Here is a 24,814-nt window from a genome sequence, read left to right as displayed (position 1 = left end):
CGCGCCGCGCTGTTATCCCCGCCCCGCCTGCACTATAATGCGCCGCCCTTACTGCATACCCGGAGAGTTTCACCATGACCAATAACGATGTTCTGCGCAGCGTGCGCTATATGCTTGATCTGAGCGATAGCAAAGTGGTGGAGATTTTTGCCCTTGCGGGAAGCGATGTGCCGCTGGAGGATGTGCAGGCCTGGCTGAAAAAAGAGGATGACGCCGCGTTTCGCAAACTGCCTGATGTACTGATGGGCTATTTCCTCAACGGCCTGATCTACTACCGGCGCGGTAAAAGCGACGATGCGCCGGCACCCTCTGTTGAACGTCGCATGAGCAATAACATCTTTCTGAAGAAGCTGCGTATCGCGTTTGCGCTGAAAACCACCGATATTCCCGACATCCTGCTGAAAGCCAACTTCAAGGTTTCACAGGGTGAAATCGGCGCTATCTTCCGCAATCCGGATCACAAGAACTATCGCGAATGTGGCGATCAAATTCTGCGTAATTTCCTGAAAGGGTTAACGCTTATCCAGCGTCCGGGAACGCCGGCGAAGAAAAGCTGATCGCACGGCGCAGCCTGCAGGCTGCGCCCGCCACGTGCTCAGGCGTGACGCCTGCCGATCACCCAGCGTTTATGCACATAGAGTGAAGCGAAGATCACCGCAGCGCCCGCAATAAAGCTCGGCCAGTGCGGCTTCTCCTGCCAGATCGCCAGATTTACCAGCAGCCCCGCCGGAACATGCATATTGTTCATAATGCCCAGCGTGCCGGCATCCACCTGCGTGGCTCCATAGTTCCACATAAAATAGCCCAGCCCGGATGCGGCAACGCCCAGCCATATCAGCACGCTCCACTGCAGCGTGGTCGTGGGCAGCTTCTGCGGATTGCCCCACAGCGACCAGGCCAGCGCGGCAATCAGCACCGCTCCGAGATAGAACCAGGAGAACGCCGTATGCTGCGGCATGGGCCGCGTCTCCTGCAGCCGTTTGTATCCCACCATGCCGACAGCAAAGCAGAGATTCGCCGCCTGCACCAGCAGCAGACCCAGCCAGAAATGATCGCTGACTTTGTCATAGCGAATAATGGCTGCCCCCGCTACCGCCAGCAGCGCGCTGAAGGCGTAGCCGATGCGCAGCGGACGCCGGCTCAGCAGGTCATAAATCAGCGTGATATAGAGCGGCGTCATCACTGTAAACAGCAGGAACTCAGATACGCTCAGGTAGAGATAGGCTTCAAAACTAAGCAGATACATAATGCCGAGCTGCAGCATTCCCACCAGCATATAAAGCAGCAGCGTTGATGCCCGGTAGCCGCGCCAGCGCAAAAACGGCAGAAAAACCAGCGCGGCCAGACCCAGGCGCATCAGCACGGAAAACCAGCTATCAACCTGTCCGGCCAGATATTCGCCGATCAAACTGAAAGAAAAAGCCCACAATACAGTGGTGATAATAAGTAACAGCACGGCACACCATTTCCCGATAAACAGACGCGCTAGTGTAATCAAACCCGCCTGCGTCAGCTGAATAATCTGGTTTACAACTGGTTATATTTCGCCCGCTCGTGGTGGCAGCTAGCGACACGTGTTGGCCAGCTGTTTACCTCCTGACACACGCGCTGGTCAGAATGCGCATCAACACCGGCTTAAAACCTGGCAAAATGCGCGAAATCCAACATTTTCTGGTTTTTTTCGCTCCTGATTGTCATAAAACTGTAACATATGTGTCACACGTCACAGTAACGTGCCGCAACCACCTCTATTCTTTGCGCGATATGGAAACACCAGGTTTCCTTTGCGCTTATGCGTATTTCTGCCCCAACCTGCTGGGAAATTCATAACTATTCTGCGCCCCGGAGGGCCACACTCATGCTGAGTATTTTCAAACCTGCACCGCATCGGCCTCAGGTCGCTGACGATCGTGTTGATCCACTGTATCGCCGGCTGCGCTGGCAGATCTTCCTCGGGATCTTCTTCGGCTATGCGGCTTACTATCTGGTACGCAAAAACTTCGCGCTGGCGATGCCCTATCTGGTTGAACAGGGGTTCTCGCGCGGGGATTTAGGGTTTGCCCTCTCCGGCATCTCTATTGCGTACGGCTTTTCCAAATTTATCATGGGTTCTGTTTCCGATCGCTCAAACCCTCGCGTTTTTCTGCCGGCGGGCCTGATTCTTGCCGCCTCGGTCATGCTGTTTATGGGCTTCGTGCCCTGGGCGACCTCCAGCATTATGGTGATGTTTGTGCTGCTGTTCCTGTGTGGCTGGTTCCAGGGAATGGGCTGGCCGCCGTGTGGCCGCACCATGGTGCACTGGTGGTCACAGAAAGAGCGCGGCGGCATTGTTTCCGTGTGGAACTGCGCGCATAACGTCGGAGGCGGTATCCCGCCACTGCTGTTCCTGCTCGGTATGGCGTGGTTTAACGACTGGAAAGCGGCGCTCTATATGCCCGCGTTTGGCGCCATTCTGATCGCGCTGTTTGCGTTTGCCATGATGCGCGATACGCCGCAATCATGCGGTCTGCCGCCGATTGAAGCGTGGAAAAATGACTATCCGCCTGATTACAGCGAGGACCATGAGCAGGAGCTGACCGCAAAGCAGATCTTTATGCAGTACATCCTGCCCAATAAGCTTCTGTGGTATATCGCGCTGGCAAACGTCTTTGTCTATCTGCTGCGCTACGGCATCCTCGACTGGTCGCCGACCTATCTGAAAGAGGTGAAACACTTTACGCTGGATAAATCCTCCTGGGCCTACTTCCTGTATGAGTATGCGGGCATTCCCGGTACGCTGCTGTGCGGCTGGATGTCAGACAAAGTGTTCAGAGGCAATCGCGGCGCGACCGGCGTGTTCTTTATGACGCTGGTGACAATCGCTACCGTGATCTACTGGCTTAACCCGCCGGGCAATCCGGGCATCGATATGCTCTGTATGATTGTGATTGGCTTTCTGATCTACGGCCCGGTGATGCTGATTGGCCTGCACGCGCTGGAACTGGCACCGAAGAAAGCCGCCGGCACCGCAGCGGGCTTTACCGGCCTGTTCGGTTATCTGGGTGGCTCCGTGGCAGCCAGCGCTATCGTCGGCTATACCGTTGATTTCTTCGGCTGGGATGGCGGGTTTATGGTGATGATCGCTGGCTCGGTGCTGGCAGTGGTGCTGCTACTGCTGACCATGATCAACGAACATAAACATAAGAAACAGCTGGGATAAGCGAGGCGAGGCGGGCCGGGAGAAACCGGCCCGTTTTTTTACTCCAGAAAGAGTTTACGCAGCGTGTGCGGCACCGCATCGTCCGCATTGCTGCCAATGATCTCCAGCGACGGCAGCGTATCCTTCAGGCGCTGCTGACCGTTGTGCATAATGCACCCTTTACCGGCCATACTCAGCATCTCAACATCATTCATGCCATCGCCGAATGCGATGCACGCTTTCAGCGAATGCCCCAGCTGTTTTGCCACAGACTCCAGCGCGTGCCCCTTCGACACGCCGCCCGCCATCACTTCCAGACAGGTTGGCAGCGAGAAACTGACGTTAACGCGATCGCCCCAGCGCGCTTCAATCGCCTGCTCCAGCGGCAGCAGACTGGCCGGATCGCTGCAGGTGAAGAAGACTTTGCTGATGCCATCGGTGGGCAATATTCCCGGCTCATAGAGCTGATACATAAACTCCGACTCCTGAAAATAGTCCTGCTCATCGGGATGGTGACGGTTCATAAACCACTCATCATCGCGATAAACATGGGTCAGAATGTTTTCATCCTGATATTTCAGGGCGTAAAGCTCGCTGGCGATATCGCCGTCAAGATTGTGGCTGAAAATCAGCTCGCCTGAGGCGTTATGCACGCGCGCGCCGTTGGAGGTGATCATGTACGCCGGAATGCCGAGCTTGTCGCGCATCTGTCCCACGTCGATATGGTGGCGGCCGGTGGCAAAAACAAAATGGATATCACGCGCCACCAGCGCCTGCAGCGTGGTACGGGCAAACGGCGTCAGACGATGTTGCGGCGAGAGCAGCGTGCCATCCAGATCGGATGCAACGATGTGAAACATGGAAACCTCGGGTTGTAATAACGGAAATAACGTCAGCTGAGATGACGGGCAAAAAAATCCACGGTGGCATTGAGCGCTTCGGCGCGCATTGCATCTGATTCAAACAGAATTTCATGTCGCGCGCCTTTAATGACGCGCGGTGCGTTACCTTCACAGGGATGCCCGGCTGCCGCCAGCGCCTGGCAGAAGAGATCCTGTGAACGGTTGTCCACCACATCATCTTCACTCGCCTGCAGCAGCAGCAGCGGCGTGGTGATATTTGCCGCCTGACGCATGATATTGCGTCCGGCCTGCACGCCTTCACGCACCCAGTGATAGGTCGGACCGCCGACGCGAATAGCCGGATCGTCAGCATAAAAGCGCAGATTGCGTCGATAGCGCTCGCGGCTGTGCGTCAGGCGGTTAATGCCAAACGGATGCGCGCGCCAGCGCCCGGTGCCAAGGGCGTATCCGTCGCGCAGCGCCGGCCGCTTCTCTGCCCAGTCAAGAATACGGTGCGCCAGAAAGGGCGGCAGCGGTAGCACAATGCCAAACATAGGTGCGCACAGCACCGCCGCATGAAATGCCCGCGGCTGCCGGGCCAGAAACAGCGCGACAATCGCACCGCCCATTGAGTGAGCGAGGACATAGCGCTGCTGATAATGCTGGCTGACAATCTCTTTCAGGTAGAGGGTCTCCAGATCGTCAACATAGTCGCTGAACTCCACCACGTGTCCGCGGTGCGAATCTGCCAGCAGCCGCTCAGAGCGCCCCTGCCCGCGATGGTCAATAATCACTACATCGTAGCCGCAGTGAAACAGGTCGTATGCCAGCTCCGGGTATTTGATATAGCTTTCAATACGCCCCGGCACAATCAGGATCACGCGCGTGTGGTGTGGCGCAGTAAAACGTACATAGCGGAGAGTAAGATTGCCCGTGCCGGTGAACTCACACTCTTCCCGCTGCCGCCAGAAGTCGAGCAGCGGACCGGTAGCAAACGCCGCAAAAGCGCGTTCACGCCTGAGCCAGCTCTCTCTGTGATGCTGCATCTGCCCCTCCCGGAGAGTTCAATTCGCCCTGCTGGTATGCCATAGCGCAGCGCAATTTTCTGGCGTATTGTGTCATACTTCGCTCGCTTCAGGGAATGTCATGTATGACTACAGAATGGTGGTTAACCTACCTGCTTACCACAACCATCCTCAGCCTTTCGCCAGGCTCGGGCGCTATTAATACCATGAGCACCGGTATCAGCCACGGCTATCGCGGTGCGGCCGTATCGATCACCGGCTTACAGCTCGGGCTGGCAGTGCATATTGTGCTGGTGGGGGCCGGACTCGGCGCGCTATTTTCACAGTCGCTGCTGGCGTTTGAGATCCTCAAATGGGCCGGCGCTGCCTATCTGATCTGGCTGGGTATTCAGCAGTGGCGCGCCGCTGGCAGCCTCGATCTGAACGCCGTTGCCAAAGCGATGCCGCGCCGGCACCTGTTTCAGCGCGCGCTGCTGGTTAACCTGACCAACCCTAAAAGCATCGTGTTTCTTGCCGCGCTGTTTCCGCAATTTATTCTGCCCCATCAGCCGCAGCTGATGCAGTATCTGATCCTCGGCGTGACCACGATCGTGATCGATATTATTGTAATGATTGGCTACGCCACGCTGGCGACGCGCATTGCGGGCTGGATCAAAGGTCCGAGACAGATGAAGCTGCTGAACCGCATTTTTGGCGGATTGTTTATGGCGGTCGGCGCGCTGTTAGCCAGCGCGCGCAAAATAGCGTAATAAACGGCCGGGTGTGCAGTCAGCCACACCCGGCGCAGCGTCGCCGTTTCAGGCGACCGGGCCTAGCGCGAAATAATCAGGTGAATGCCAAAACCAGCAAACAGCACGCCCGCCATGCCATCCACCCACTTTGCCATGCGCTGATACTTCTCGCGCATCCACGGCAGGGCAAAGATAGCGGCCACCAGCGCAAACCATGCAAAGGTTTCTGCAATAATCAGCAGGAATAGCCCCCAGCGCGTCGCGGCACCGACATCATTCCCGACAAACAGCGAAAAGACGCTGCCAAAATAGATAATGGCTTTGGGATTGGACAGGTTTGTCAGCAGCCCTTTCAGAAAACTCATGCCGCGCTTTGGCAGCTCTACTACGGGTGCATCACTCTGCGGCTGCTTATGGCGCTGACGTGCCGAGCGCAGCAGCTGCCAGCCCATCCACAGCAGATAGAGTCCGCCACCCACCATGATAATTTCATGCAGCCACGCCATTTTGGCCAGCAGCAGGTGCAGCCCCATCAGCGCTACGCCCGCCCAGATAACAATTCCCAGCGTAATGCCCAGCACGCCCATCATCGCCTCTTTGCGCGAGCGGCTGGCCGCAGTTTGCGACACAAAAAAGAAGTCCGGGCCGGGGCTCATCAGCGCAACCAGGTGCACCAGCGCGACGGTAGCAAACAATATCAGCATGCGTTTAGTCCTTTATTCGTCATTATCAAGATGTTCCCGGATCATCAGCAGGAACGGCTTACCAAAGCGCTCCAGCTTGCGATGCCCTACGCCGTTTACGCTCAGCATATCTGACGCGCTGACCGGCAACTGTTCTGCCATTTCAATCAGCGTGGCGTCATTAAACACCACGTAAGGCGGAATATTCTCTTCATCTGCTATCGCCTTACGCAGCTTACGCAGCTTGGCAAACAGCTTGCGATCGTAGTTGCCGCCGTACACTTTTGGCGCACTGCTGCGGCTTTTCGCCGTTACGGTGCGCGGTACCGCAAGCATTAGCGGTATTTCAGCGCGCAGTACCGGGCGCGCAGCCTCGGTGAGCTGCAGCGCAGAGTGCATGGCGATATTTTGTGTCACCATACCGAGGTGAATGAGCTGACGCAGTACGCTGATCCAGTGCTCCAGGCTCTGCTCGCGTCCCAGGCCATAGATCGGCAGTTTGTCGTGGCCGTTATCGCGAATACGCTGGCTGGCTGAGCCGCGCAATACTTCCACAATGTAGCTCATGCCAAAACGCTGGCCGGTACGGTAAATGCACGACAGCGCTTTCTGCCCGTCGACCAGCCCGTCATAGCGGCGGGGAGGATCGAGGCAGATATCACAGTTGCCGCAGGGCTGCTGACGTCCTTCGCCAAAGTAGTTCAGCAGTACCAGACGCCGGCAGGTTTGCGCTTCCGCAAACGCGCCCATCGCATTGAGCTTGTGACGCTCGATATCCTGCAGCGGCCCCGGGACTTTCTCCTCCAGGCATTTGCGCAGCCAGACCATATCCGCCGGATCGTAAAGCATCATCGCCTCAGCAGGCAGGCCGTCACGTCCGGCGCGACCGGTCTCCTGATAGTAAGATTCGATGTTGCGCGGGATATCAAAATGCACCACAAAGCGTACGTTGGGTTTGTTGATCCCCATGCCAAACGCCACGGTAGCGACCACAATCTGCAGATCGTCGCGCTGAAACGCCTCCTGCACATGCGCACGCTGTGCGCTGTCGATGCCGGCGTGATAGGCGCCCACGCTCAGACCACGGCTCTGCAGACGCGCGGCGGTATCTTCCACTTTTGCCCGGCTGTTACAGTAGATAATGCCGCTTTTGCCACGCTGCTCCTGCACATAGCGCAGCAGCTGATCGGTGGGCTTGAACTTCTCCACCAGGGTATAGCGAATGTTAGGACGATCAAAGCTGCTGACCTGAATCAGCGGATCGCGCATCTGCAGCAAATGAACAATGTCGTTACGCGTGGTTTCATCGGCCGTGGCGGTCAGCGCCATCACCGGCAGCTGCGGAAAGCGCTGCCTCAGCTGCCCGAGTGCGCCATACTCCGGCCGGAAGTCATGCCCCCACTGCGAAATACAGTGCGCTTCATCGACGGCCAGCATCACCGGATTCCAGTGCTGCAGCCCCTCGAGGAAGTTGTCCATCATCAGACGTTCCGGAGCGATGTAGAGCAGTTTGAGCTTTCCGGTACGGCAATCGGCAAAAACCTGCTGCTGCTGTTCGCGCGTCTGCGTCGAGTTAAGACACGCCGCCGCCACGCCGTTGGCCAGCAGCTGATCAACCTGATCTTTCATCAGTGAAATCAGCGGGGAGACCACCAGTGTCAGCCCGTCCTGCACCAGCGCCGGGATCTGATAACAGATCGATTTGCCGCCGCCGGTCGGCATGACGACCAGACAGTCGCGCCCCGAGAGCGCTGACTCGATAATGGATTGCTGACCCGGACGAAACTGCTGATAGCCGAAGGTGTCATGTAACACCTGCTGCGCCAGCGTTTCCTGATTGTGCACTGCCGAAATTGCCACGGTAATCCTGTTTTACTGATTAGAACAGATCGTTAAGCGTTACGCCCACGCCTAAACGGGTCTGACGGTGGTTATAGTCGATAAGCGATTCGCCATAGCCGCTGAACAGCTGCGTATAAAAGCGAACGTGTTCAGTGAGAGGATAGCTCCAGGCGAAGGTTGCGCCGCCGTAGCCGCTGTTCCAGTTATAGTTGCCTTCCACGCTGAAAATGCTGTCGCCCATCATATAGCCGAGCTTCGCGCGGTAATAACCCATGTATTTGGTAATGTCCGGGTTATCGTCATTGCTGGCGCTTTCCGGCAGACGATACCAGGGCTTGATCTCCGCAAGGAAGTTGCCGTTTTCTGCCATCAGGCGGGCGTAAAGGCGGTTCCAGCTGCGGGAAGTGGGATCGCTGCGACCATTGGACTGATGATTAACGCCCAGCTCCACATCGCGCAGCGTCCAGCCTGCCAGTGAGTAGTCCGTTGCCCAGCCCAGAAACAGCTGTGGCTCATAGTTCGTTTCGCGGAAGGGTGACGACGCGCCGCGATTCGACAGCTGCCACCATGAACGCTGAGTATACGAGGCGGCCAGTACTGAGTTATCACCTAAAATGCCGCGCCACAGCGGAAACGCCAGGCTGAGCTGGAATTTTACTTCATCTTTTTTCGCTTTGTCTGCCCAGTTGTAAGAGGAAATCGCCTCTTTATTCATGTCGCTGGTGTAGGTGTAAAGCAGGTAGTTGTTTTCATAGGGGTAAAGCACAAACGGATTGTCATGCTTTTCCAGCAGATTTGCGATCACGCTCCCCTTCACCGCAGGTGCGTCGTGAATATTTTTAATCGTGGCTTCATCTGCCTGCGCCAGTGCAGGAACGGTTAATGCCGCGGCCAGCATGACGTATTGCTTACGCATAGTGTTCTCCAGTGCGCTGCGTGGGAAGGTTTTCAGGGCGGTGGTACAAAAAGCAGGCCATTCTACACGCAAAGCGGGGCGTTGATCAGCGCCGATTTCTGAAACTGGAAAGCAGCGCGGGAGCAGCATAATATACACAACTTCTTAACATCTTAAGGCCGTAACTATGTCATCTCCGATGCTGACTCAGCAGGACGCGCGCCAGCTGATTGGTGAAATTTTTGTTTATCATATGCCGTTTAATCAGGCGCTGGGCCTGGAACTGGAACACCTTGATGCTGATACGGTCCGGCTGGCATTTGCCAATAAAACCATGCTGGTAGGCAACGCCGCACAGCAAATCCTGCATGGCGGCGTGATTGCCTCAGTACTGGATGTTACCGCCGGGCTGGTTTGCGTCAGCCATGCGCTGACGCGGCAGGAGAGCATCAGCGAAGAGGAGCTGCGGCAGCGGCTGGCGCGAATGGGCACTATCGATCTGCGGGTTGATTATCTGCGCCCGGGCCGCGGCGAGCGTTTTATCGCTACCGGCACTCTGCTGCGTGCCGGTAATAAAGTCGCCGTGGCGCGCGTTGAACTGCATAATGAGCAGCACGATTATATCGCTACGGCCACCGCCACCTACCTGATTGGTTAACCCGCGCAGCGCAACCGGTGCGCCGCCTTATGGACAATACAATGGACAGCCAGCAAACGCGGGAGGGCATTTTTTATGCGCTCGGCGCTTATTTTATCTGGGGCGTTGCTCCGGCCTACTTCAAACTGGTCAGGGCAGTGCCGCCCGCCGAAATCATGACCCATCGGGTGATCTGGTCCGTGCTGTTTATGCTGATCCTGATCACGCTGAGCCGCAGCTGGAAGCAGGTGCGCCAGGTGGCCGCTCAGCCGAAAAAAGTTCTGCTGCTGGCGCTGACCGCCGTCACCGTCGGCGGCAACTGGCTGCTGTTTATCTGGGCGGTCAATAATCAGCATATGCTGGAGGCGAGCCTCGGCTACTTTATCAATCCGCTGATTAATGTGGTGTTGGGTATGCTGTTTCTGCGTGAGCGCTTTCGCCGTCTGCAGTGGCTGGCGGTTGTGCTGGCGGCGGCGGGCGTACTGGTGCAGCTGTGGCAGTTTGGCTCGCTGCCGGTAATTGCGCTGGGGCTGGCGCTGAGCTTTGCGCTGTATGGTCTGGTGCGGAAAAAGATCCAGGTTGATGCACAAAGCGGCATGCTGATCGAGACGCTGTGGCTGTTCCCGCTGGCGGCGATCTATCTGTTTGGTATTGCCGACAGCGCGACCAGTCATCTCAGCGCCAATCCGCTCAGCCTCAATCTGATGCTGGTGGCCGCCGGCGTGCTGACCACCATTCCGCTGATGCTGTTTGCCGCAGCCTGCGCGCGTCTGCGCCTCTCAACCGTGGGCTTTTTCCAGTATCTTGGCCCGACGCTGATGTTTCTGCTGGCGGTACTGTTTTATGGCGAGCGCCTCACCCCCGATAAGCTGGTCACCTTTGGCTTTATCTGGCTGGCGCTGGCGGTGTTTATTTTTGACGCCGTACTCTTCTCAGCCCGCACGCGGATGCGCAAAGCGTGAGATAAAGCGCGCCAGTGCCGGGCCGGTGAGCAGAATGGTAAACAGACGCAGCGTCTGCAGCGCCATAACAAACGCCATATCGACCCGGCTGCCGGCGGCGATAATAGCGACGGTATCCAGCCCGCCCGGGCTGGTAGCCAGATAGGCGGTCATCAGGTCAATATGCAATACCCGCGTCAGCATCCATGCCAGCGCCGCACACAGCACCATCAGCCCGAGGATTGAGGCGAGCATCTGCGGCAGCGTCCGCAGCGCCAGCAGGAAAATCGGGCGCGTAAAGCGCAGTCCGACGCTCCAGCCAATCAGCGCATAGGCCAGCGCCAGCAGCCACTCCGGCACCTGCAACGTCGCGATTTCGCTCCCCTGCAGCGTGGCCCCAGTCAGCGCCGGCAGCAGCAGCGCACCGGAGGGGATCCGCAGGCGCTGCCCGAGCCAGGCACCGGCGATCATCACCACCAGCGTCAGCAAAAAACCGTGATCAAGCGCCGGAAACCAGATTAGTCCGGTCGCACCGCCGCTGGTATCCAGACCAATACGCGCCACTACCGCCGCCGCCGTGGCGACGAACAGCACGCGCAGATACTGCATAAACGCGACCAGCCGCACGTCAGCCCCGAAATCCCCCGCCATCGCCACCATCGCCGAGGCGCCGCCGGGCGACGATCCCCAGGCACCGGTAGGCCCCGGCAGGTTACTGAAGCGCACCAGCAGAAAACCTGAGAGACCGCTGGCGGCCAGCGTAAGGATCAATACCGCCAGCACCACCGGCCAGTCGTTTAATAAGGGGGTCAGTATGGCGGGCGACAGGCTCTGAGCGATCATGCAGCCCAGCACCGCCTGCGCCAGAATAAACAGCCGCTTATCGATGCGCAGCGTTGCGCCGCTGAGTCCCATTACGGTTCCGGTGATCATCGGGCCAAGCAGCAGCGCAGCGGGCAGGTGAAGCAGCTGGAGAGCAACGCCCAGCGTCAAAGATGCAACCACCAGCAGCATCCATTGTAAGCGGAGAGAGTAGTGTGACATGAGCAAAATCAGACAAAGATAAGAGTTCAACAGGTTACGCAGGTTGCGCCCCCGGAGCCAGCGCAAATCGTTTTTTAATCAGCAGGCGGGGGCGATGTTTGACCAGGGCGCCATGAATGGCGCCCCTACAGAAATGTAGGGGGCGCATTTATGCGCCCCTGGCGTCAGACGGGTGCGGTGTTCAACCAGGGCGCCATTAATGGCACCCCACGATCACAGCCAGTTTTTGCGTTTGAAATAGAGATAAGGTGCCAGGCCTGCCAGCATCATCAGGCAGATTGCGCCAGGATAGCCGAAGCTCCATTTTAGCTCAGGCATAAACTCAAAGTTCATACCATAGCTGGAAGCCACCAGCGTTGGCGGCAGGAACACCACCGAGACCACCGAGAAGATCTTGATAATGCGGTTCTGTTCGATATTGATAAAGCCCATCGCCGCCTGCATCAGAAAGTTGACCTTCTGGAACAGGGATTCATTGTGCGGCAGCAGCGATTCAATATCGCGCAGGATCTCACGTGCCTGCTCCAGCTGGTTACCTGGCAGGCGCGCCTTACGCACAAGGAAATTGAGCGCACGCTGCGTATCCATCAGGCAGAGACGGACTTTCCAGCCGATATCTTCCAGCTCGGCGAGACGCGACAGCGCCTCGTCATACTCTTCACCCTGCTGGCCTTCCATAATCACGCGGCTCAACTTCTCCAGCGCGCTATAGATATTTTCAATCTCATCCGCCAGCTGCTCAATTTTGGTCTCGAACAGATCCAGCAGCAGCTCGTAAGCGTTGCCGTCGGTCAGCTGCTGATTGCGGGCGCGCATGCGGTAAAGGCGAAAGGCTGGCAGCTCGCGCTCGCGCAGCGTATAGAGGCGATCTTCGCGGATTGTAAAGGCCACGGTGGAGTTGCCGGCGTGATCTTCAGCATCCTCAAAGAAAAAGAACGAGTGGATATGCAGGCCATCTTCATCTTCAAAGAAGCGCGCCGAGGCTTCAATATCTTCCAGCTCCGGACGCGTTGCCAGGCTCTGTCCCAGCTCTGACTGCACGCGCTCGCGCTCGCTGTCATCCGGCTCGATGAGATCGACCCATACCGACGTGTTGAGTTTATCGTTGTTGTCTTCCAGCTCGATGCGCGTCAGGCGATCGCGCTCGAGTTTAAATGCGCTCAGCATAGCAATACTCCCCATTGCAGACCAAATGGGACAGGGCGGTGCCCGTCACGTCCGAAACGTAACGGACACGGCAAAGCCTTAACGCGGAAACTTTCGCTTCAGGGTGTGATCAGTGCTGACTCATGCGACGGATAAGCAAAGGAGGTCGCGGATAACCTTTAAGGCTACCTGCGTAAAGAGGTAGCCTTAGATATTCCTGCTAAACAGGATGTTGAGCCAGCATCGACTGGGCGCGTCCAAGGCATTGTCCTCTCATGATAATAGTGCGCGCATGTTACGCTGAGACGAAAAAGTCGTCAAGGTAGCGCAGCCGCGCTACATCGCCTCCAGCCGCGCATACGCGGCGACCAGCCACTTAATGCCCTGCCCCTGGAAAGCGACCTGCAGGCGACTGTGCTCGCCGCTGCCTTCCAGATTAATAATGGTGCCTTCGCCAAACTTCGCGTGGCGCACCCGCTGACCCAGGGTAAAGCCGCTGTCGCTTTTGCTGGTGGGCGTGCCCATGCGCTGATGGCTGACCGGACGGCTGACGCTGGCGCGCAGGCGCACTTCCTCCACGCACTCTTCCGGCAGTTCGCCAATAAAGCGCGACGGGCGATGATAGACTTCCTTGCCGTAAAGCCGCCGCGTCTCGGCGTAGGTGAGCGTCAGCTTGACCATCGCCCGGGTGACACCAACATAGGCCAGCCGCCGCTCCTCCTCCAGACGCCCGCCCTCATCCAGCGACATCTGGCTCGGGAACATGCCCTCTTCCATGCCGACAATAAAGACCTGAGTAAACTCCAGCCCTTTTGCCGAGTGCAGCGTCATCAGCTGTACGGCATCCTGCCATTTATCCGCCTGACCTTCGCCCGCCTCCAGCGCGGCGTGCGATAAAAACGCCTGCAGCGGCATCAAATCTTCATCTTCATCCTGATAGCTGAACTGGCGGGTGGCCGTGACCAGCTCCTCTAAGTTCTCGATACGCGCCTGGCCTTTTTCGCCTTTTTCCTGCTCATACATCAGCCACAGACCGGAATCTTTAATCACGCGATCGGTCTGCACATGCAGAGGCATCTCTGCGGTTTCATGCGCCAGCGCATCAACCAGTTCGCAGAAGCGCTGCAGTGCCGACGCCGCCCGCCCTGCCAGGGCGCGATTCTGCAGCAGTTCCCGCGTGGCCTGCCACAGCGTCAGCTGTTTTTCGCGCGCCGTCTGCCGTACCACATCAAGTGTCCGATCGCCCACGCCGCGCGTCGGCGTATTGACCACGCGCTCAAATGCAGCGTCATCGTTACGGTTGGCAATCAGGCGCAGATAGGCGAGCGCATCTTTGATCTCCTGACGTTCAAAGAAGCGCATACCGCCATAAATACGGTAGGGCATGCTGGCCTGCAGCAGCGCCTCTTCCAGCACGCGCGACTGGGCGTTACTGCGATAGAGAATCGCGCAATCCTGCAGCGCATTGCCGTTCTCATGCCAGGTTTTAATGCGGTTAACCACAAAGCGCGCTTCATCCAGCTCGTTAAACGCGCAGTAGATTGAAATCTTTTCGCCGTCGCTGCCGTCGGTCCAGAGCTCTTTTCCGAGCCGCCCGCTGTTGTTGGCGATCAGGGCATTGGCAGATTTCAGGATATGGTTGGTGGAGCGGTAGTTCTGCTCCAGGCGGATAGTTTCCGCCCCGGGAAAGTCCTGCAGGAAGCGCTGGATATTTTCAACCTGCGCGCCGCGCCAGCCGTAGATGGACTGATCGTCATCGCCGACAATAATTACCCGGCTGCTGTCGCCCGCCAGCATGCGGATCCACGCATACTGAATGTTGTTGGTGTCCTGAAACTCATCGACCAGAATATTGCTAAAGCGCTCGCGATAATGATTCAGGATCTGAGGCTTATGCAGCCACAGCTCATGCGCGCGCAGCAGCAGCTCGGCAAAATCGACCAGGCCGGCGCGATCGCACGCCTCCTGATAGGCCTGATAAATACGCAGCCACGTCTGCTCAACCGGATTGTTGTAGCTTTCGATATGTTTTGGCCGCAGGCCCTCATCTTTCTTGCCGTTGATGTACCACATGCCCTGCCGTGCCGGCCACTGCTTATCATCCAGATTCATTGACTTAATCAGACGCTTCAGCAGCCGCAGCTGATCTTCGCTGTCGAGGATCTGAAAATCCTGCGGCAGTCCGGCATCCAGATGGTGCGCCCGCAGCAGGCGATGCGCCAGGCCATGGAATGTGCCAATCCACATGCCGCCCTGTCCGCTGCCAATCAGCTGATCGATACGATGACGCATCTCAGCCGCCGCTTTATTGGTGAAGGTGACCGCCATGATGGAGTATGGCGAGCAGTTCTCCACCGACAGCAGCCAGGCGATGCGGTGCACCAGCACACGGGTTTTGCCGCTGCCTGCTCCGGCCAGCACCAGCAGATTGCTGCGCGGTGCGGCAACCGCCTCACGCTGTTTGTCATTCAAGCCGTCGAGCAGATCAGAAACGTCCATAAGCACCGTTTTTAAAGAATAGAGTTGCGTACCCTGAGTCATTCGTCCTGCAGCGATGCTGCAGATCTCTGAATGGTCGCGCGCTTACGCAGGTAAGTCGCCAGAGTGAACCGGCACAGCCCGTAAAGCCGTGCGCCGGAGGATACGACTGGATAAATTTACAGCCATTATAGCAGTGAGGTCAGGGATGCCAACCGATGAATTTCAACGTGCGGCAGCAGACGGGCGTCATCAATCTGCATCAGATTGCCGCTGTTCAGGTTGATCCAGCACGCCTGCAGGCCGGCGCGCAGCGCGCCTGCAACATCGGTGGTCAGGTCATCGCCAACGTGCAGGATCGCCTCCGGCGCAATAGCAAGACGCTCCGCCGCGAGATGATACATATCCTGCCACGGCTTGGCGCGACCGTGCGGACCGGCGCGCAGCGTAAACTGAAAGTAGTGCTGAATGCCGAGCTTTTCCGGATCGGCATTGCCGTTAGTGATGGCCACCAGCGGCACGCGCTCGCCGAGCCAGCGCAGCGTCTGGTGCGTCTCTTCCGGCATCACAACCTGACTGCGCCAGTGGTGAAAGGTGCGCATAACCTCGCCTGCGCCCGCGGCAGCGTCGGCGGCCGGCAGGCCAATATTCAGCAACGCCAGTTCCACCGAACGGCGGCGCCACTCTGAGACGTCATGATAAATATCGGGTTCGCGCGCCAGCAGCTCATCACGCAGCTGCTGATAATCGGCCGGTGTGAATTCACGCAGCGCCGGGTGAAACGCCTGCAGCGCCGCATGCGTCTCCTGCGCGGTCTTACGGATCACCGGGCGGTTGTCATACAGCGTATCATCCAGATCGAAGGTCAGCGCCTTAACCGGATGCAGGGAGCGGTAAAACTTCATTCTGATTTTCCTCGTTTGGCACGCGGATGCGCGGCATCGTAGACCGAGGCCAGATGCTGGAAATCGAGATGGGTATAGATCTGGGTGGTCGAGAGATTGGCATGCCCGAGCAGCTCCTGCACCGCGCGCAGGTCGCCGCTTGACTCCAGCAGGTGGGTGGCGAAAGAGTGGCGCAGCTTATGCGGATGAATATGGCTGGCCACGCCCTGCTTGATGCCCCACTCGGCAAACCGCTTCTGCACGTTGCGCGCGGAAATCCGGCTGCCGCGCGAAGAGACAAACAGCGCATCATCCTGCGGAGCAAAACTGTCGCGCAGCGCCAGCCAGTGCTGCAGCCAGGTCACCGCCGTTGCGCCAACCGGCACGCGCCGCTCTTTACTGCCTTTACCCAGCACCTGGACTTCACCCGACTCCGCATCAAGATCGCGGCAGTTGATCCCGACCAGCTCGCTGAGACGCAGGCCGCCGCCATACATGGTTTCAAGCATTGCGCGATCGCGCACCGCCAGCGGGTCATTAAGGTCAATCTCCAGCAGCTGCGTGACTTCATCCACGTCCATATTCTTTGGCAGATGGCGGGCGTTACGCGGCGTGGCGATACCTTTCGCCGGATTTGCGCTCAGCATGCCCTGGCTGACCTGCCAGTCGAGAAAGCTGCGCAGGGCAGACATCCGCAGCGCCAGACTGCTCGCCTGCAGGCCATCGCGCCGGCTGCGCGCCGCCAGACTGCGCACCTGCGCCGGCTCCAGCTTTGACCATTCGGTTAACTGCATGCTTTCCGCGAGAGTCACAAGCGCCAGCAGCTGACGACGATAGTTTTTCTGCGTCAGCGGACTGAGCTGGCGTTCTACCTGCAGATAGCGCAGAAAGGCGTCGACGGCGGGCAGCAGCGTACTCATACGCGCTCGATCCAGCGCGCCAGCAGCGTCGGCAGCATCTGAGCCAGGTGCTGCAGTAAGAGTGTCCCCATGCCGGCCTGATAGTGCTGATTATCGCGGCTGCTGAAGATGACGACGCCCGCCTCACCCCGCTCGCCCAGCAGCGACATCGCAACCGAGCCAACGGCTTTTGCCTGCGGCAGCAGCAGCAGCAGCTCCGGTCCGTTCAGGCTGCCAAGATAGTGCTGCTGCTGACCAAAACGCTGAATACGCAGCGGCTCAAACGCCTGTCGCGCCAGACCCAGCTGGATAAAATCAGAGGGCGCGCCGAGGCGCCATTGATCGCTGAACAGCCGCACATTGGCGCCCGCCAGACCCAGCTCACGCGCCCAGCGCTGCAGGCGGTTCAGCATCTCCTGCAGGCTGTCAGCAGCGGCGAGATGCCCCTGCAGCGCCAGCAGGCGATCGAAGAGCTGATGATTAGTGTTGGCCTGCTCCATCAGCAGCGTGATCTCCTCTTCCAGCTGACGGATGTGGTTGCGCTGGCGCGCCATATGCCACTCTACCAGCGAGACGCTGCCGCGCACCGCGTGCGGCACCGCCATCTGTTCAACCTGACGTGCGTTGCGGATAAAAAAATCGGGGTTCTGCTGCAGATAAGCGCTGACGGCGCGATCGTCGAGCTGTACCGCGCTGTCAGTCTGCTCTTCCGGGTATTTCATAAATGGATAAATCCGTCATAAACGTGGGTGGCGGGTCCGGTCATATATAGCGGCTGTCCGGCCCCCTTCCAGGCGATATGCAGCGTCCCGCCCGGCAGATCGACACGCACTTTTTCTGCCAGCAGCCCCTGCTGAATACCACAGGCTACTGCTGCACAGGCGCCGCTGCCGCACGCCTGAGTTTCGCCGGCTCCGCGCTCATAAACGCGCAGGCGTACGTGCTCACGGCTGACCACTTCCATAAAGCCGACGTTAACGCGCTCCGGGAAGCGCTCGTGACTCTCCAGCGCCGGCCCCAGCGTCTCAACGGCTGCAGTGATCACGCTCTCCACCTGAATCACACAGTGCGGATTACCCATTGAGACTGCACCAAACATCACGGTCTGCTCAGCGACGCGCTGCAGATAGAGATTTTCCGCCTTGTTAGCGCGCAGCGGCACACGCTGCGGATCAAAGTCAGGCTCGCCCATATTGACCCGTACCAGCTCGTCGCTGGTCACGCTCAGCACCATACGTCCGGTTTGGGTGCTGACGCGAATGTCACTTTTGTTGGTCAGCCCTTTGAGGCGCACAAAGCGGGCGAAACAGCGCGCGCCGTTGCCACACTGCGCCACTTCACTGCCGTCAGCGTTAAATATGCGATAGTGAAAGTCGAGATCCGGATCGTAGGGTGGTTCTACGATCAGCAGCTGATCAAAGCCGATCCCCAGATGCCGATCCGCCAGGCGGCGAATCAATTCCGGCGAAAAAAAGACGTTTTGTGTCACTGCATCCACGACCATAAAGTCGTTGCCGAGACCGTGCATTTTCGAGAACTGCATTTTCTGCTCCGCCGGATAACTCATTAAATTTAGTTTGACTGTACGCCTGATGAGCTGCCGGTGACCAGGCCCCCGGTATCCGCCTGCTGAGCGGCCTGCTGCTGCTGTTCTGTCGGCTTGTCGTTCTGCTGCGGCTTATCCGCGGGCGGGAAGTATAACGGGCCTTTCAGGCCGCAGCCTGCCAGGCTGACCAGCATCAGCGCCATGCTCAACTGGCTTATGACTCGTCTCATTTTATCTGCTCGTATTGTCCAATTCTCAGCTGCTTATCATCGCAGCTGATGGTGTAAAAGCAACAGGAAATATCGGACAGGGTGGCCGCACAGGCTGGCTGAAAACCCGCGATCAGTGCACCTGATAACGCGGCATAAAATCGGCGTTGTCGTTATCCGGCGGGGTCGGGCAGAGCTGCGTCAGGGTCTGACTGCGGAACGGGATCACCTGAAAACGGTCGCCGGTGTTCACGATTTGATAAAACTGCGGCAGATTGAAATTGATAAAGCTTGAGCCGTAGGTAAAGCGATCGTGTGATGAAGAGTAGAAACGGCTGACGTCGCGCACCAGCTCCTCTTTACTGCCTTCGCAGTGGTGGTAAATCTCCACGCGATTGCTCTCATCGAGAATATAGATGTTGAATCCGCGATCGTCGCTGGTGTCTTCAAAGAAGAACTGAATAATGCCTTCGCTGGCGTAGCCGTTTACCACCGGCGGCAGCGGAGTCTGATTCGACTCCACCTTGATCGATAACCCATGCAGCTTGTTGTTGGAAATTGCGCCGTAAAACTCTACCGCGTTCTCCAGCTTCTGCACCGAGACGCTCATGCGTTCAAAGAAGAGTCCCCAGGTCTGCCCCGCGACGCGAATCGCTTTGAAGCGGCCCGGCTCCTGCCGCGTACTCGACAGGCGCAGCTCAATGCACTCTGATACCAGCTGCTGTACCCGCGTGCGGATCAGGCCACGCAGATGCTGACTGTAGCAAAATACCTCAACCGTATCGGGCGGCGCCGCATCCTGATGCATCTTGCCCAGAATGGTTTTCAGCGCGTCAATCATCGCCTGTTCACCGCTGAAATGCAGGGTGCGTACTTCATTCCACGAGTTGCGGTAGAGCAGATCGACGCTGCCAATCAGGCACTGCTGCTGCTGACCAAAGCTGAATACATCCAGCTTGCGGAAATCAAAGTGCACCACCTGGTTACGGAATGCCGCAGTGGGATCGTGCTCAAGATTGACAATAATCGCCAGATGGCGGATTTCGCACGGGCTGTAGAGCGCTTTTGGCGTAGGCGCCGGCAGGCGCAGCGGAAAGTGGCCGGAGACATCGCTGACCAGCTCCTGCAGACGCGCCAGGTCGCACAGCTCGTTACCTTTAATGTGCAGCCGCGTTTTCTGCGTCAGTAATCCGTTGAACCATGCCCACGCCACCAGCTTGTTCAGATAGCGGTTATATTCCAGCGGCTGATGGCTGATAATAGAACTCATATCCGGCGACTGATTATAGAGATACCAGCCTGGCCGGTTCGCGCGCCCGGCGGGCACGTGGATAAAGGTCAGATTCTCTTCTGACAGATCGGGTGATATTTGCGGGTTGACCAGCGTGACTTTACCCGGCAGCGCTTCAAAAGCGGCATACAGTTTACGCGTCAGCACGCCGATATCCTGCGGGCTGGCACTGACGCTTAAATTGTTCCGGCGCGCAAAGCGGATCAGATTACGATAGCTCTGCATCATCGCATCCAGCAGCTCATTATGCGCCTCGCGCACGCGCTCGATCTTCCACTCCGCCCGATTATCCAGAACGGCGAGTTTCGCTTCGTCCCAGCCCCAGGCTTTTACCAGCTGTAGCAGGATTTCGCGTCGCCAGCCGTTGCGGGCGTGCTGATCGTCTCCGGAAAGCTTCTCGCACACTTTCAGATAGAAACAGCGCCGCACCAGGTCGAGGCGGGCGTGATCTTCCACGCTGGTCAGATAGCGCGTGACCCGCTCCAGCATCATGCAGTAGGGGTCCAGCCCGAAGCTGACGATCTCGCCTTCATGCAGGCGCTGTCTGATATCCATCGCCAGCAGCTGCGTATTCGGATACTCCCAGCTGTACGCTTCCAGCAGCAGCGTTTTCAGCACCGCTTTATAAGGGGAGTCGATACTTTTATAGAGCTGCCACAGGCTGGCGCCAAAATACTCTTCTGCCGACAGCGTACCCAGCCCGCCTAAATCGAGCCATTCGTTCGGGGTCAGTACACCCTGTGAATAGAGCGACATGACGTAGTCGTCATAGTGATGCTCTTCCTCATTCGGCACCATATTCCACAGAACACGCTTACCCGCCATGCGCACCGCCGTACGGTAGAACTCATCGAGCAGCAAAATATGCTGTGTCGATCCGCAATCCTCACCGCCGAGGCTGCCGCTCTCGTTATGGCGAAAACGGTTTTCATCGATAAGGAAAAAGCTGACTTCCACACCCATTGACACACACCACTTCTGTAACAGCGTACACTTACGCTGCAGGGCCAGACGCTCTTCGTTATCAAGCCAGGAGTGGTGGCACACCCAGATATCCAGATCGGATGCGCTGTTCTGCCCGACCGACGAGGTGCTGCCCATTGAGTAGATAGCGGTAATTGGCCGTTCGCCCCCGGCCGCTGGCGTCAGGTCTGCCGCCGGTTTGCCGGTAACGGTATGCAGCAGCTGCTGTTGCTGTTCATCAGGCGTGAAGAAGCAGACGCCGTGTGGAACGTTACCTTCGAGGTAACCCGGCATCAGAGGATGATGATAGTGCAATAATGTTGGCAGCAGACTGTAGACGTGCTGGAAAGCAGGCCCCATGGCAGCCAGCGCGCGATCTACGCGCAGCTGGTTAATCGCATCCAGTCTCTGTTTAAGTGTCTCAATGTAGAGGTACAAGACGTTTCGCCTGATTGTCCCAGTGTTAAGCACCCTGCTTCCAGCGTTTGCCATTTTAATAATGAGGTATGCAGGCAAATTATTGCTGGAAACGTGATCAATCTAACACCAGAAGGATTGACCGTAAAGAAAGTTGCGCTACATGACAGTTTAGCATCTGCCGCAGAGCAACCCGCTTTTTTTGCGCCACGCCTGCTGAGGTATGGCGAGCCACAAATGAATAGTGCGGCCTTTTCAATCCGTTGAAACTGACAGCATTCCCCTATCGATGATAGGATAATCGATGAACGATCAAAATGGTTAACGGTATGTTAAACAAAATTTTCAGAATTGCTACCCGTCAAAGTCCTCTCGCACTCTGGCAGGCACAATATGTTCAGCAGCGCCTGATGGCAGCCCATCCGGGCCTGCAGGTAGAGCTGGTGCCGATGGTGACCAAAGGTGATGTTATTCTCGATACCCCGCTGGCAAAAGTGGGCGGCAAGGGTTTGTTCGTAAAAGAACTGGAACAGGCCATGCTGGAGAATCGCGCCGATCTGGCGGTGCATTCCATGAAAGATGTGCCGGTTAACTTTCCGGAAGGCCTGGGTCTGGTAACTATCTGCGAACGTGAAGATCCACGCGACGCCTTTGTCTCTAATCACTATAACGCTATCGATGAGCTGCCTCAGGGTGCAGTAGTCGGCACCTCCAGCCTGCGCCGTCAGTGTCAGCTGAGCGCACGCCGGCCCGACCTGGTTATCCGTTCGCTGCGCGGCAATGTTGGCACCCGTCTCGGCAAGCTCGATGCGGGTGAATATGATGCCATTATTCTGGCCGCTGCCGGTCTGAAACGCCTTGGGCTGGAAGATCGCATTCGTCAGGCACTGCCTGCAGAGCTTTCACTGCCCGCCGTGGGACAGGGTGCCGTAGGCATTGAGTGCCGGCTTGATGACAGCGCATTAATTACGCTGCTGCAGGCGCTGAACCACAGTGAGACAGCCGTATGCGTGCGCGCTGAGCGCGCCATGAATACCCGGCTTGAGGGTGGATGTCAGGTGCCGATCGGCAGTTTTGCCGTACTGGAAGATGATCAGCTCTGGCTGCGCGGTCTGGTCGGTGCGCCCGACGGCAGCCAGATGGTAACCGGTGAACGCCGTGGCCCGCGTGAGCAGGCGGAGCAGATGGGCATTTCGCTGGCTGAAGAGCTGCTGAATAAGGGCGCGCGCGAAATTCTGCATGAGGTCTATCAGGGGCAGCCGCCGGTATGACTATTCTCGTGACCCGTCCGGAACCGGCTGCCAGCGAGCTGGTTGCGCGCCTGCGCAGCCTGGGCAAGCTGGCGTGGGCGTTCCCGCTGATTGAATTTACGCCGGGTCGCGATTTAGCACAGTTACCGCAACAGCTGACGGCGCTGCGGCCGGGCGATTTGGTTTTTCTGCTGTCACAGCAGGTGGTGCATTTTGCACAACCGGCGCTGCAGCACAGCCAGACAGTCTGGCCCGCGGTCGCTGATTACTATGCGATTGGCCGCTCAACCGCGCTGGCGCTGCATACCGTCACAAATCTCAAAGTAGACTATCCTCATGCGCGGGAGACCAGCGAAGAGCTGGTTCGCCTGCAGCGCCTGCAGCAGGTCAGCGGCAAGCGCGCGCTGATCCTGCGCGGCACTCCCGGTCGGGAATTATTAGCTGAAACTCTCATCGAACGTGGCGCAGAAGTGCAATACTGTGAGTGCTATCAGCGCAATGAGAAGCACTACGACGGCGCTATTGAGGGTCGGCGCTGGCGCGACCGCGGGATTACCACGCTGGTGGTGACCAGCGGTGAAATGTTAAAACAACTCCATGCACTGTTTCCGCCAATCGATCGGCGGGAGTGGTTACTGCACTGTCGACTGGTGGTCGTCAGTGAACGTTTGGCTACCCAGGCCGCTGAAGCGGGCTGGCAGGAGATAGACGTAGCCGATGGTGCCGATAACGACGCGCTGCTGCGTGCGTTACGCTGAACTTAACAATGGGATGAGCCACAATGACGGAACACAAAGCTTCCTCCGCCATGGTTGAAGAAACTACCCCAGCGGACACTTCCCCGACGCCAGAAAACCAGCCGCCACGCGAAAAACAGCGCGATGGCCGGGTATTAAGCGCCGTGGCAATTGTGATTGCGCTGGCGATTGGCGCAGGCCTTTACCTCAACGGGAAACACCAGGCCGATGTACAGGCTCAGACTAACCAGCAGCTCAGCGAGCAGCTCAGCGCGCTGCAGCAGCAGCTTGGCAGCGACAAACGCCAGCTGACGCAGCAGCTGACTGACGCGGGCACTGCCCTGCAGGAAGCGCGCACGAAGCAGGATAACAGCGCAAAAGAGCTGGAAACGCTGCGCGAAAAAGTCGCCACTATCTCCGGTAATGACACCCGCACCTGGCTGCTGGCGCAGGCTGACTATCTGGTAAAACTGGCGGGCCGCAAACTCTGGAGCGATCAGGATGTCACCACGGCCGCTGCTCTGCTGAAAAGCGCCGATACCAGTCTGGCTGAGATGAACGATCCCAGCATGACCAATGTTCGTCGGGCGCTGACGCAGGATATCAGCTCACTTTCGGCCGTCAGCCAGGTCGACTACGACGGCATCATCCTCAAGCTGAATCAGCTCTCTAACGGCGTAGACAATCTGCGCCTGGCGGACAACGACAACGACGATGCGCCAATGGATAGCGACGGCGGCGAACTCTCCGGCTCGCTGCACGAATGGCGGCAGAATCTGGTGAAGAGCTGGCATAATTTTATGGATGATTTCATTACCATCCGCCGCCGTGATAATACCGCTCAGCCGCTTCTGGCGCCTAATCAGGACGTCTATCTGCGTGAGAATATCCGCTCCCGTCTGCTGGTGGCTGCGCAGGCGGTACCGCGTCATCAGGAGGAGATTTATAAACAGTCGCTGGATGCGGTATCGAGCTGGGTACGCGCCTGGTATGACACCAACGATGCGGCGACCCGGGCGTTTCTTGCACAGCTGGACGAACTGAGCCAGCAAACCATCTCAATGGATGTGCCGGATTCGCTGGAAAGTCAGCCGCTGCTGGAAAAACTGATGCAAACGCGCGTGCGCAATCTGCTGGCGCAGCCATCGGTTGCGGCTGAACAACAGGGAGGCTGAC

At 57.8% G+C, this 24,814-nt stretch carries 24 protein-coding genes; 8 read left to right on the top strand and 16 right to left on the bottom strand.

All coding sequences use genetic code 11. The features are described 5' to 3' along the window. Positions 1-74: 74 nt before the first annotated feature. On the top strand, positions 75-557 hold the full coding sequence (locus B4M48_RS14590) for a DUF1456 family protein (RefSeq protein WP_071668203.1): 483 nt from the start codon (positions 75-77) through the stop codon (positions 555-557). A gap of 38 nt (positions 558-595) precedes the next feature. Here the strand turns inward: B4M48_RS14590 and B4M48_RS14585 are convergent, their stop codons facing one another. Beyond that, the gene (locus B4M48_RS14585) at positions 596-1,456 is read right to left on the bottom strand and encodes a carboxylate/amino acid/amine transporter (protein ID WP_039385681.1); all 861 of its coding nucleotides are present in this window, start codon (positions 1,454-1,456) and stop codon (positions 596-598) included. Positions 1,457-1,858: 402 nt separating this feature from the next. Here B4M48_RS14585 and glpT point away from each other — a divergent pair, with 402 nt between their 5' ends. Beyond that, on the top strand, positions 1,859-3,199 hold the full coding sequence (glpT, locus tag B4M48_RS14580) for a glycerol-3-phosphate transporter (protein ID WP_071668204.1): 1,341 nt from the start codon (positions 1,859-1,861) through the stop codon (positions 3,197-3,199). A 38-nt stretch (positions 3,200-3,237) separates the two neighbouring features. Here the strand turns inward: glpT and yigL are convergent, their stop codons facing one another. Both yigL and pldB read right to left on the bottom strand, forming a co-directional pair. Continuing rightward, entirely contained in the window at positions 3,238-4,038 is an 801-nt protein-coding gene (gene yigL, locus B4M48_RS14575) for a sugar/pyridoxal phosphate phosphatase YigL (protein ID WP_071668205.1), read from the bottom strand. Positions 4,039-4,070: 32 nt separating this feature from the next. Then, positions 4,071-5,066: a lysophospholipase L2 gene (gene pldB, locus B4M48_RS14570; protein WP_166714348.1), complete on the bottom strand. Its 996-nt coding sequence runs from the start codon at positions 5,064-5,066 to the stop codon at positions 4,071-4,073. Positions 5,067-5,170: 104 nt separating this feature from the next. Here pldB and rhtB point away from each other — a divergent pair, with 104 nt between their 5' ends. Further along, positions 5,171-5,794: a homoserine/homoserine lactone efflux protein gene (gene rhtB / locus B4M48_RS14565; protein ID WP_039381773.1), complete on the top strand. Its 624-nt coding sequence runs from the start codon at positions 5,171-5,173 to the stop codon at positions 5,792-5,794. Positions 5,795-5,856: 62 nt separating this feature from the next. On the opposite strand, the gene rhtC is transcribed toward rhtB, so the two are convergent. The 3 genes from rhtC to pldA are packed head-to-tail and all read right to left on the bottom strand — an operon-like array spanning position 5,857 to position 9,217. After that, positions 5,857-6,480 carry a threonine export protein RhtC gene (gene rhtC / locus B4M48_RS14560; protein WP_250341284.1) on the bottom strand — a complete coding sequence of 208 codons (624 nt, stop codon included), beginning with the start codon at positions 6,478-6,480 and terminating at the stop codon, positions 5,857-5,859. A gap of 12 nt (positions 6,481-6,492) precedes the next feature. Beyond that, the gene (gene recQ / locus B4M48_RS14555; protein ID WP_039381770.1) at positions 6,493-8,319 is read right to left on the bottom strand and encodes an ATP-dependent DNA helicase RecQ; all 1,827 of its coding nucleotides are present in this window, start codon (positions 8,317-8,319) and stop codon (positions 6,493-6,495) included. A gap of 19 nt (positions 8,320-8,338) precedes the next feature. Continuing rightward, entirely contained in the window at positions 8,339-9,217 is an 879-nt protein-coding gene (gene pldA / locus B4M48_RS14550) for a phospholipase A (protein ID WP_039381766.1), read from the bottom strand. A gap of 166 nt (positions 9,218-9,383) precedes the next feature. Between pldA and B4M48_RS14545 the strand changes: the two genes are divergently transcribed. Together B4M48_RS14545 and rarD are read left to right on the top strand one after the other, a co-directional pair. Further along, entirely contained in the window at positions 9,384-9,854 is a 471-nt protein-coding gene (locus B4M48_RS14545) for a thioesterase family protein (protein ID WP_039381765.1), read from the top strand. Positions 9,855-9,895: 41 nt separating this feature from the next. Further along, entirely contained in the window at positions 9,896-10,795 is a 900-nt protein-coding gene (gene rarD / locus B4M48_RS14540; protein ID WP_039381763.1) for an EamA family transporter RarD, read from the top strand. Here rarD and B4M48_RS14535 read toward each other — a convergent pair. From B4M48_RS14535 to B4M48_RS14495, 10 genes are all read right to left on the bottom strand, one after another. Then, positions 10,766-11,818: an AbrB family transcriptional regulator gene (locus tag B4M48_RS14535; protein ID WP_071668209.1), complete on the bottom strand. Its 1,053-nt coding sequence runs from the start codon at positions 11,816-11,818 to the stop codon at positions 10,766-10,768. The two genes, rarD and B4M48_RS14535, sit on opposite strands and share 30 nt — an antisense overlap. A 213-nt stretch (positions 11,819-12,031) precedes the next feature. Next, positions 12,032-12,985 carry a magnesium/cobalt transporter CorA gene (corA, locus tag B4M48_RS14530; protein WP_039381760.1) on the bottom strand — a complete coding sequence of 318 codons (954 nt, stop codon included), beginning with the start codon at positions 12,983-12,985 and terminating at the stop codon, positions 12,032-12,034. A gap of 186 nt (positions 12,986-13,171) precedes the next feature. After that, positions 13,172-13,225: a YsgD/CorL family protein gene (gene ysgD, locus B4M48_RS18050; RefSeq protein ID WP_349919670.1), complete on the bottom strand. Its 54-nt coding sequence runs from the start codon at positions 13,223-13,225 to the stop codon at positions 13,172-13,174. Positions 13,226-13,300: 75 nt separating this feature from the next. After that, positions 13,301-15,463 (bottom strand): DNA helicase II, encoded by a 2,163-nt coding sequence (uvrD, locus tag B4M48_RS14525; protein WP_039385680.1) that lies wholly within the window; start codon positions 15,461-15,463, stop codon positions 13,301-13,303. Between the two features lie 167 nt (positions 15,464-15,630). Continuing rightward, the gene (yigB, locus tag B4M48_RS14520) at positions 15,631-16,347 is read right to left on the bottom strand and encodes a 5-amino-6-(5-phospho-D-ribitylamino)uracil phosphatase YigB (RefSeq protein WP_071668210.1); all 717 of its coding nucleotides are present in this window, start codon (positions 16,345-16,347) and stop codon (positions 15,631-15,633) included. After that, complete coding sequence (gene xerC / locus B4M48_RS14515) at positions 16,344-17,246, bottom strand: tyrosine recombinase XerC (protein ID WP_108570304.1); 903 nt, start codon at positions 17,244-17,246, stop codon at positions 16,344-16,346. Before xerC ends, yigB begins: the two co-directional genes overlap by 4 nt. Continuing rightward, on the bottom strand, positions 17,243-17,947 hold the full coding sequence (locus B4M48_RS14510) for a DUF484 domain-containing protein (protein WP_288657081.1): 705 nt from the start codon (positions 17,945-17,947) through the stop codon (positions 17,243-17,245). The genes xerC and B4M48_RS14510 overlap by 4 nt, the downstream gene beginning before the upstream one ends. Further along, complete coding sequence (gene dapF / locus B4M48_RS14505) at positions 17,944-18,768, bottom strand: diaminopimelate epimerase (RefSeq protein WP_039385679.1); 825 nt, start codon at positions 18,766-18,768, stop codon at positions 17,944-17,946. Before dapF ends, B4M48_RS14510 begins: the two co-directional genes overlap by 4 nt. Positions 18,769-18,797: 29 nt before the next feature. Then, positions 18,798-19,001, bottom strand: a complete 204-nt coding sequence (gene lptM, locus B4M48_RS14500) for an LPS translocon maturation chaperone LptM (RefSeq protein ID WP_288657078.1) — start codon at positions 18,999-19,001, stop codon at positions 18,798-18,800. A gap of 112 nt (positions 19,002-19,113) precedes the next feature. Then, the gene (locus B4M48_RS14495; protein WP_288657075.1) at positions 19,114-21,672 is read right to left on the bottom strand and encodes a class I adenylate cyclase; all 2,559 of its coding nucleotides are present in this window, start codon (positions 21,670-21,672) and stop codon (positions 19,114-19,116) included. Between the two features lie 308 nt (positions 21,673-21,980). Here B4M48_RS14495 and hemC point away from each other — a divergent pair, with 308 nt between their 5' ends. The 3 genes from hemC to hemX are packed head-to-tail and all read left to right on the top strand — an operon-like array spanning position 21,981 to position 24,813. Continuing rightward, on the top strand, positions 21,981-22,922 hold the full coding sequence (gene hemC / locus B4M48_RS14490) for a hydroxymethylbilane synthase (RefSeq protein ID WP_039385678.1): 942 nt from the start codon (positions 21,981-21,983) through the stop codon (positions 22,920-22,922). Then, entirely contained in the window at positions 22,919-23,659 is a 741-nt protein-coding gene (gene hemD, locus B4M48_RS14485; RefSeq protein WP_039381741.1) for a uroporphyrinogen-III synthase, read from the top strand. The genes hemC and hemD overlap by 4 nt, the downstream gene beginning before the upstream one ends. 23 nt (positions 23,660-23,682) lie before the next feature. Beyond that, the gene (hemX, locus tag B4M48_RS14480) at positions 23,683-24,813 is read left to right on the top strand and encodes a uroporphyrinogen-III C-methyltransferase (protein WP_039381739.1); all 1,131 of its coding nucleotides are present in this window, start codon (positions 23,683-23,685) and stop codon (positions 24,811-24,813) included. Position 24,814: the final 1 nt, after the last annotated feature.

It is taken from the genome of Pantoea sp. UBA6567, assembly GCF_002434165.1.
In the GTDB taxonomy this organism is placed as follows: domain Bacteria; phylum Pseudomonadota; class Gammaproteobacteria; order Enterobacterales; family Enterobacteriaceae; genus Pantoea; species Pantoea eucrina.
Note: the sequence above shows the minus strand (reverse complement) of the source record. Positions and strands in the feature narration are given on the sequence as shown.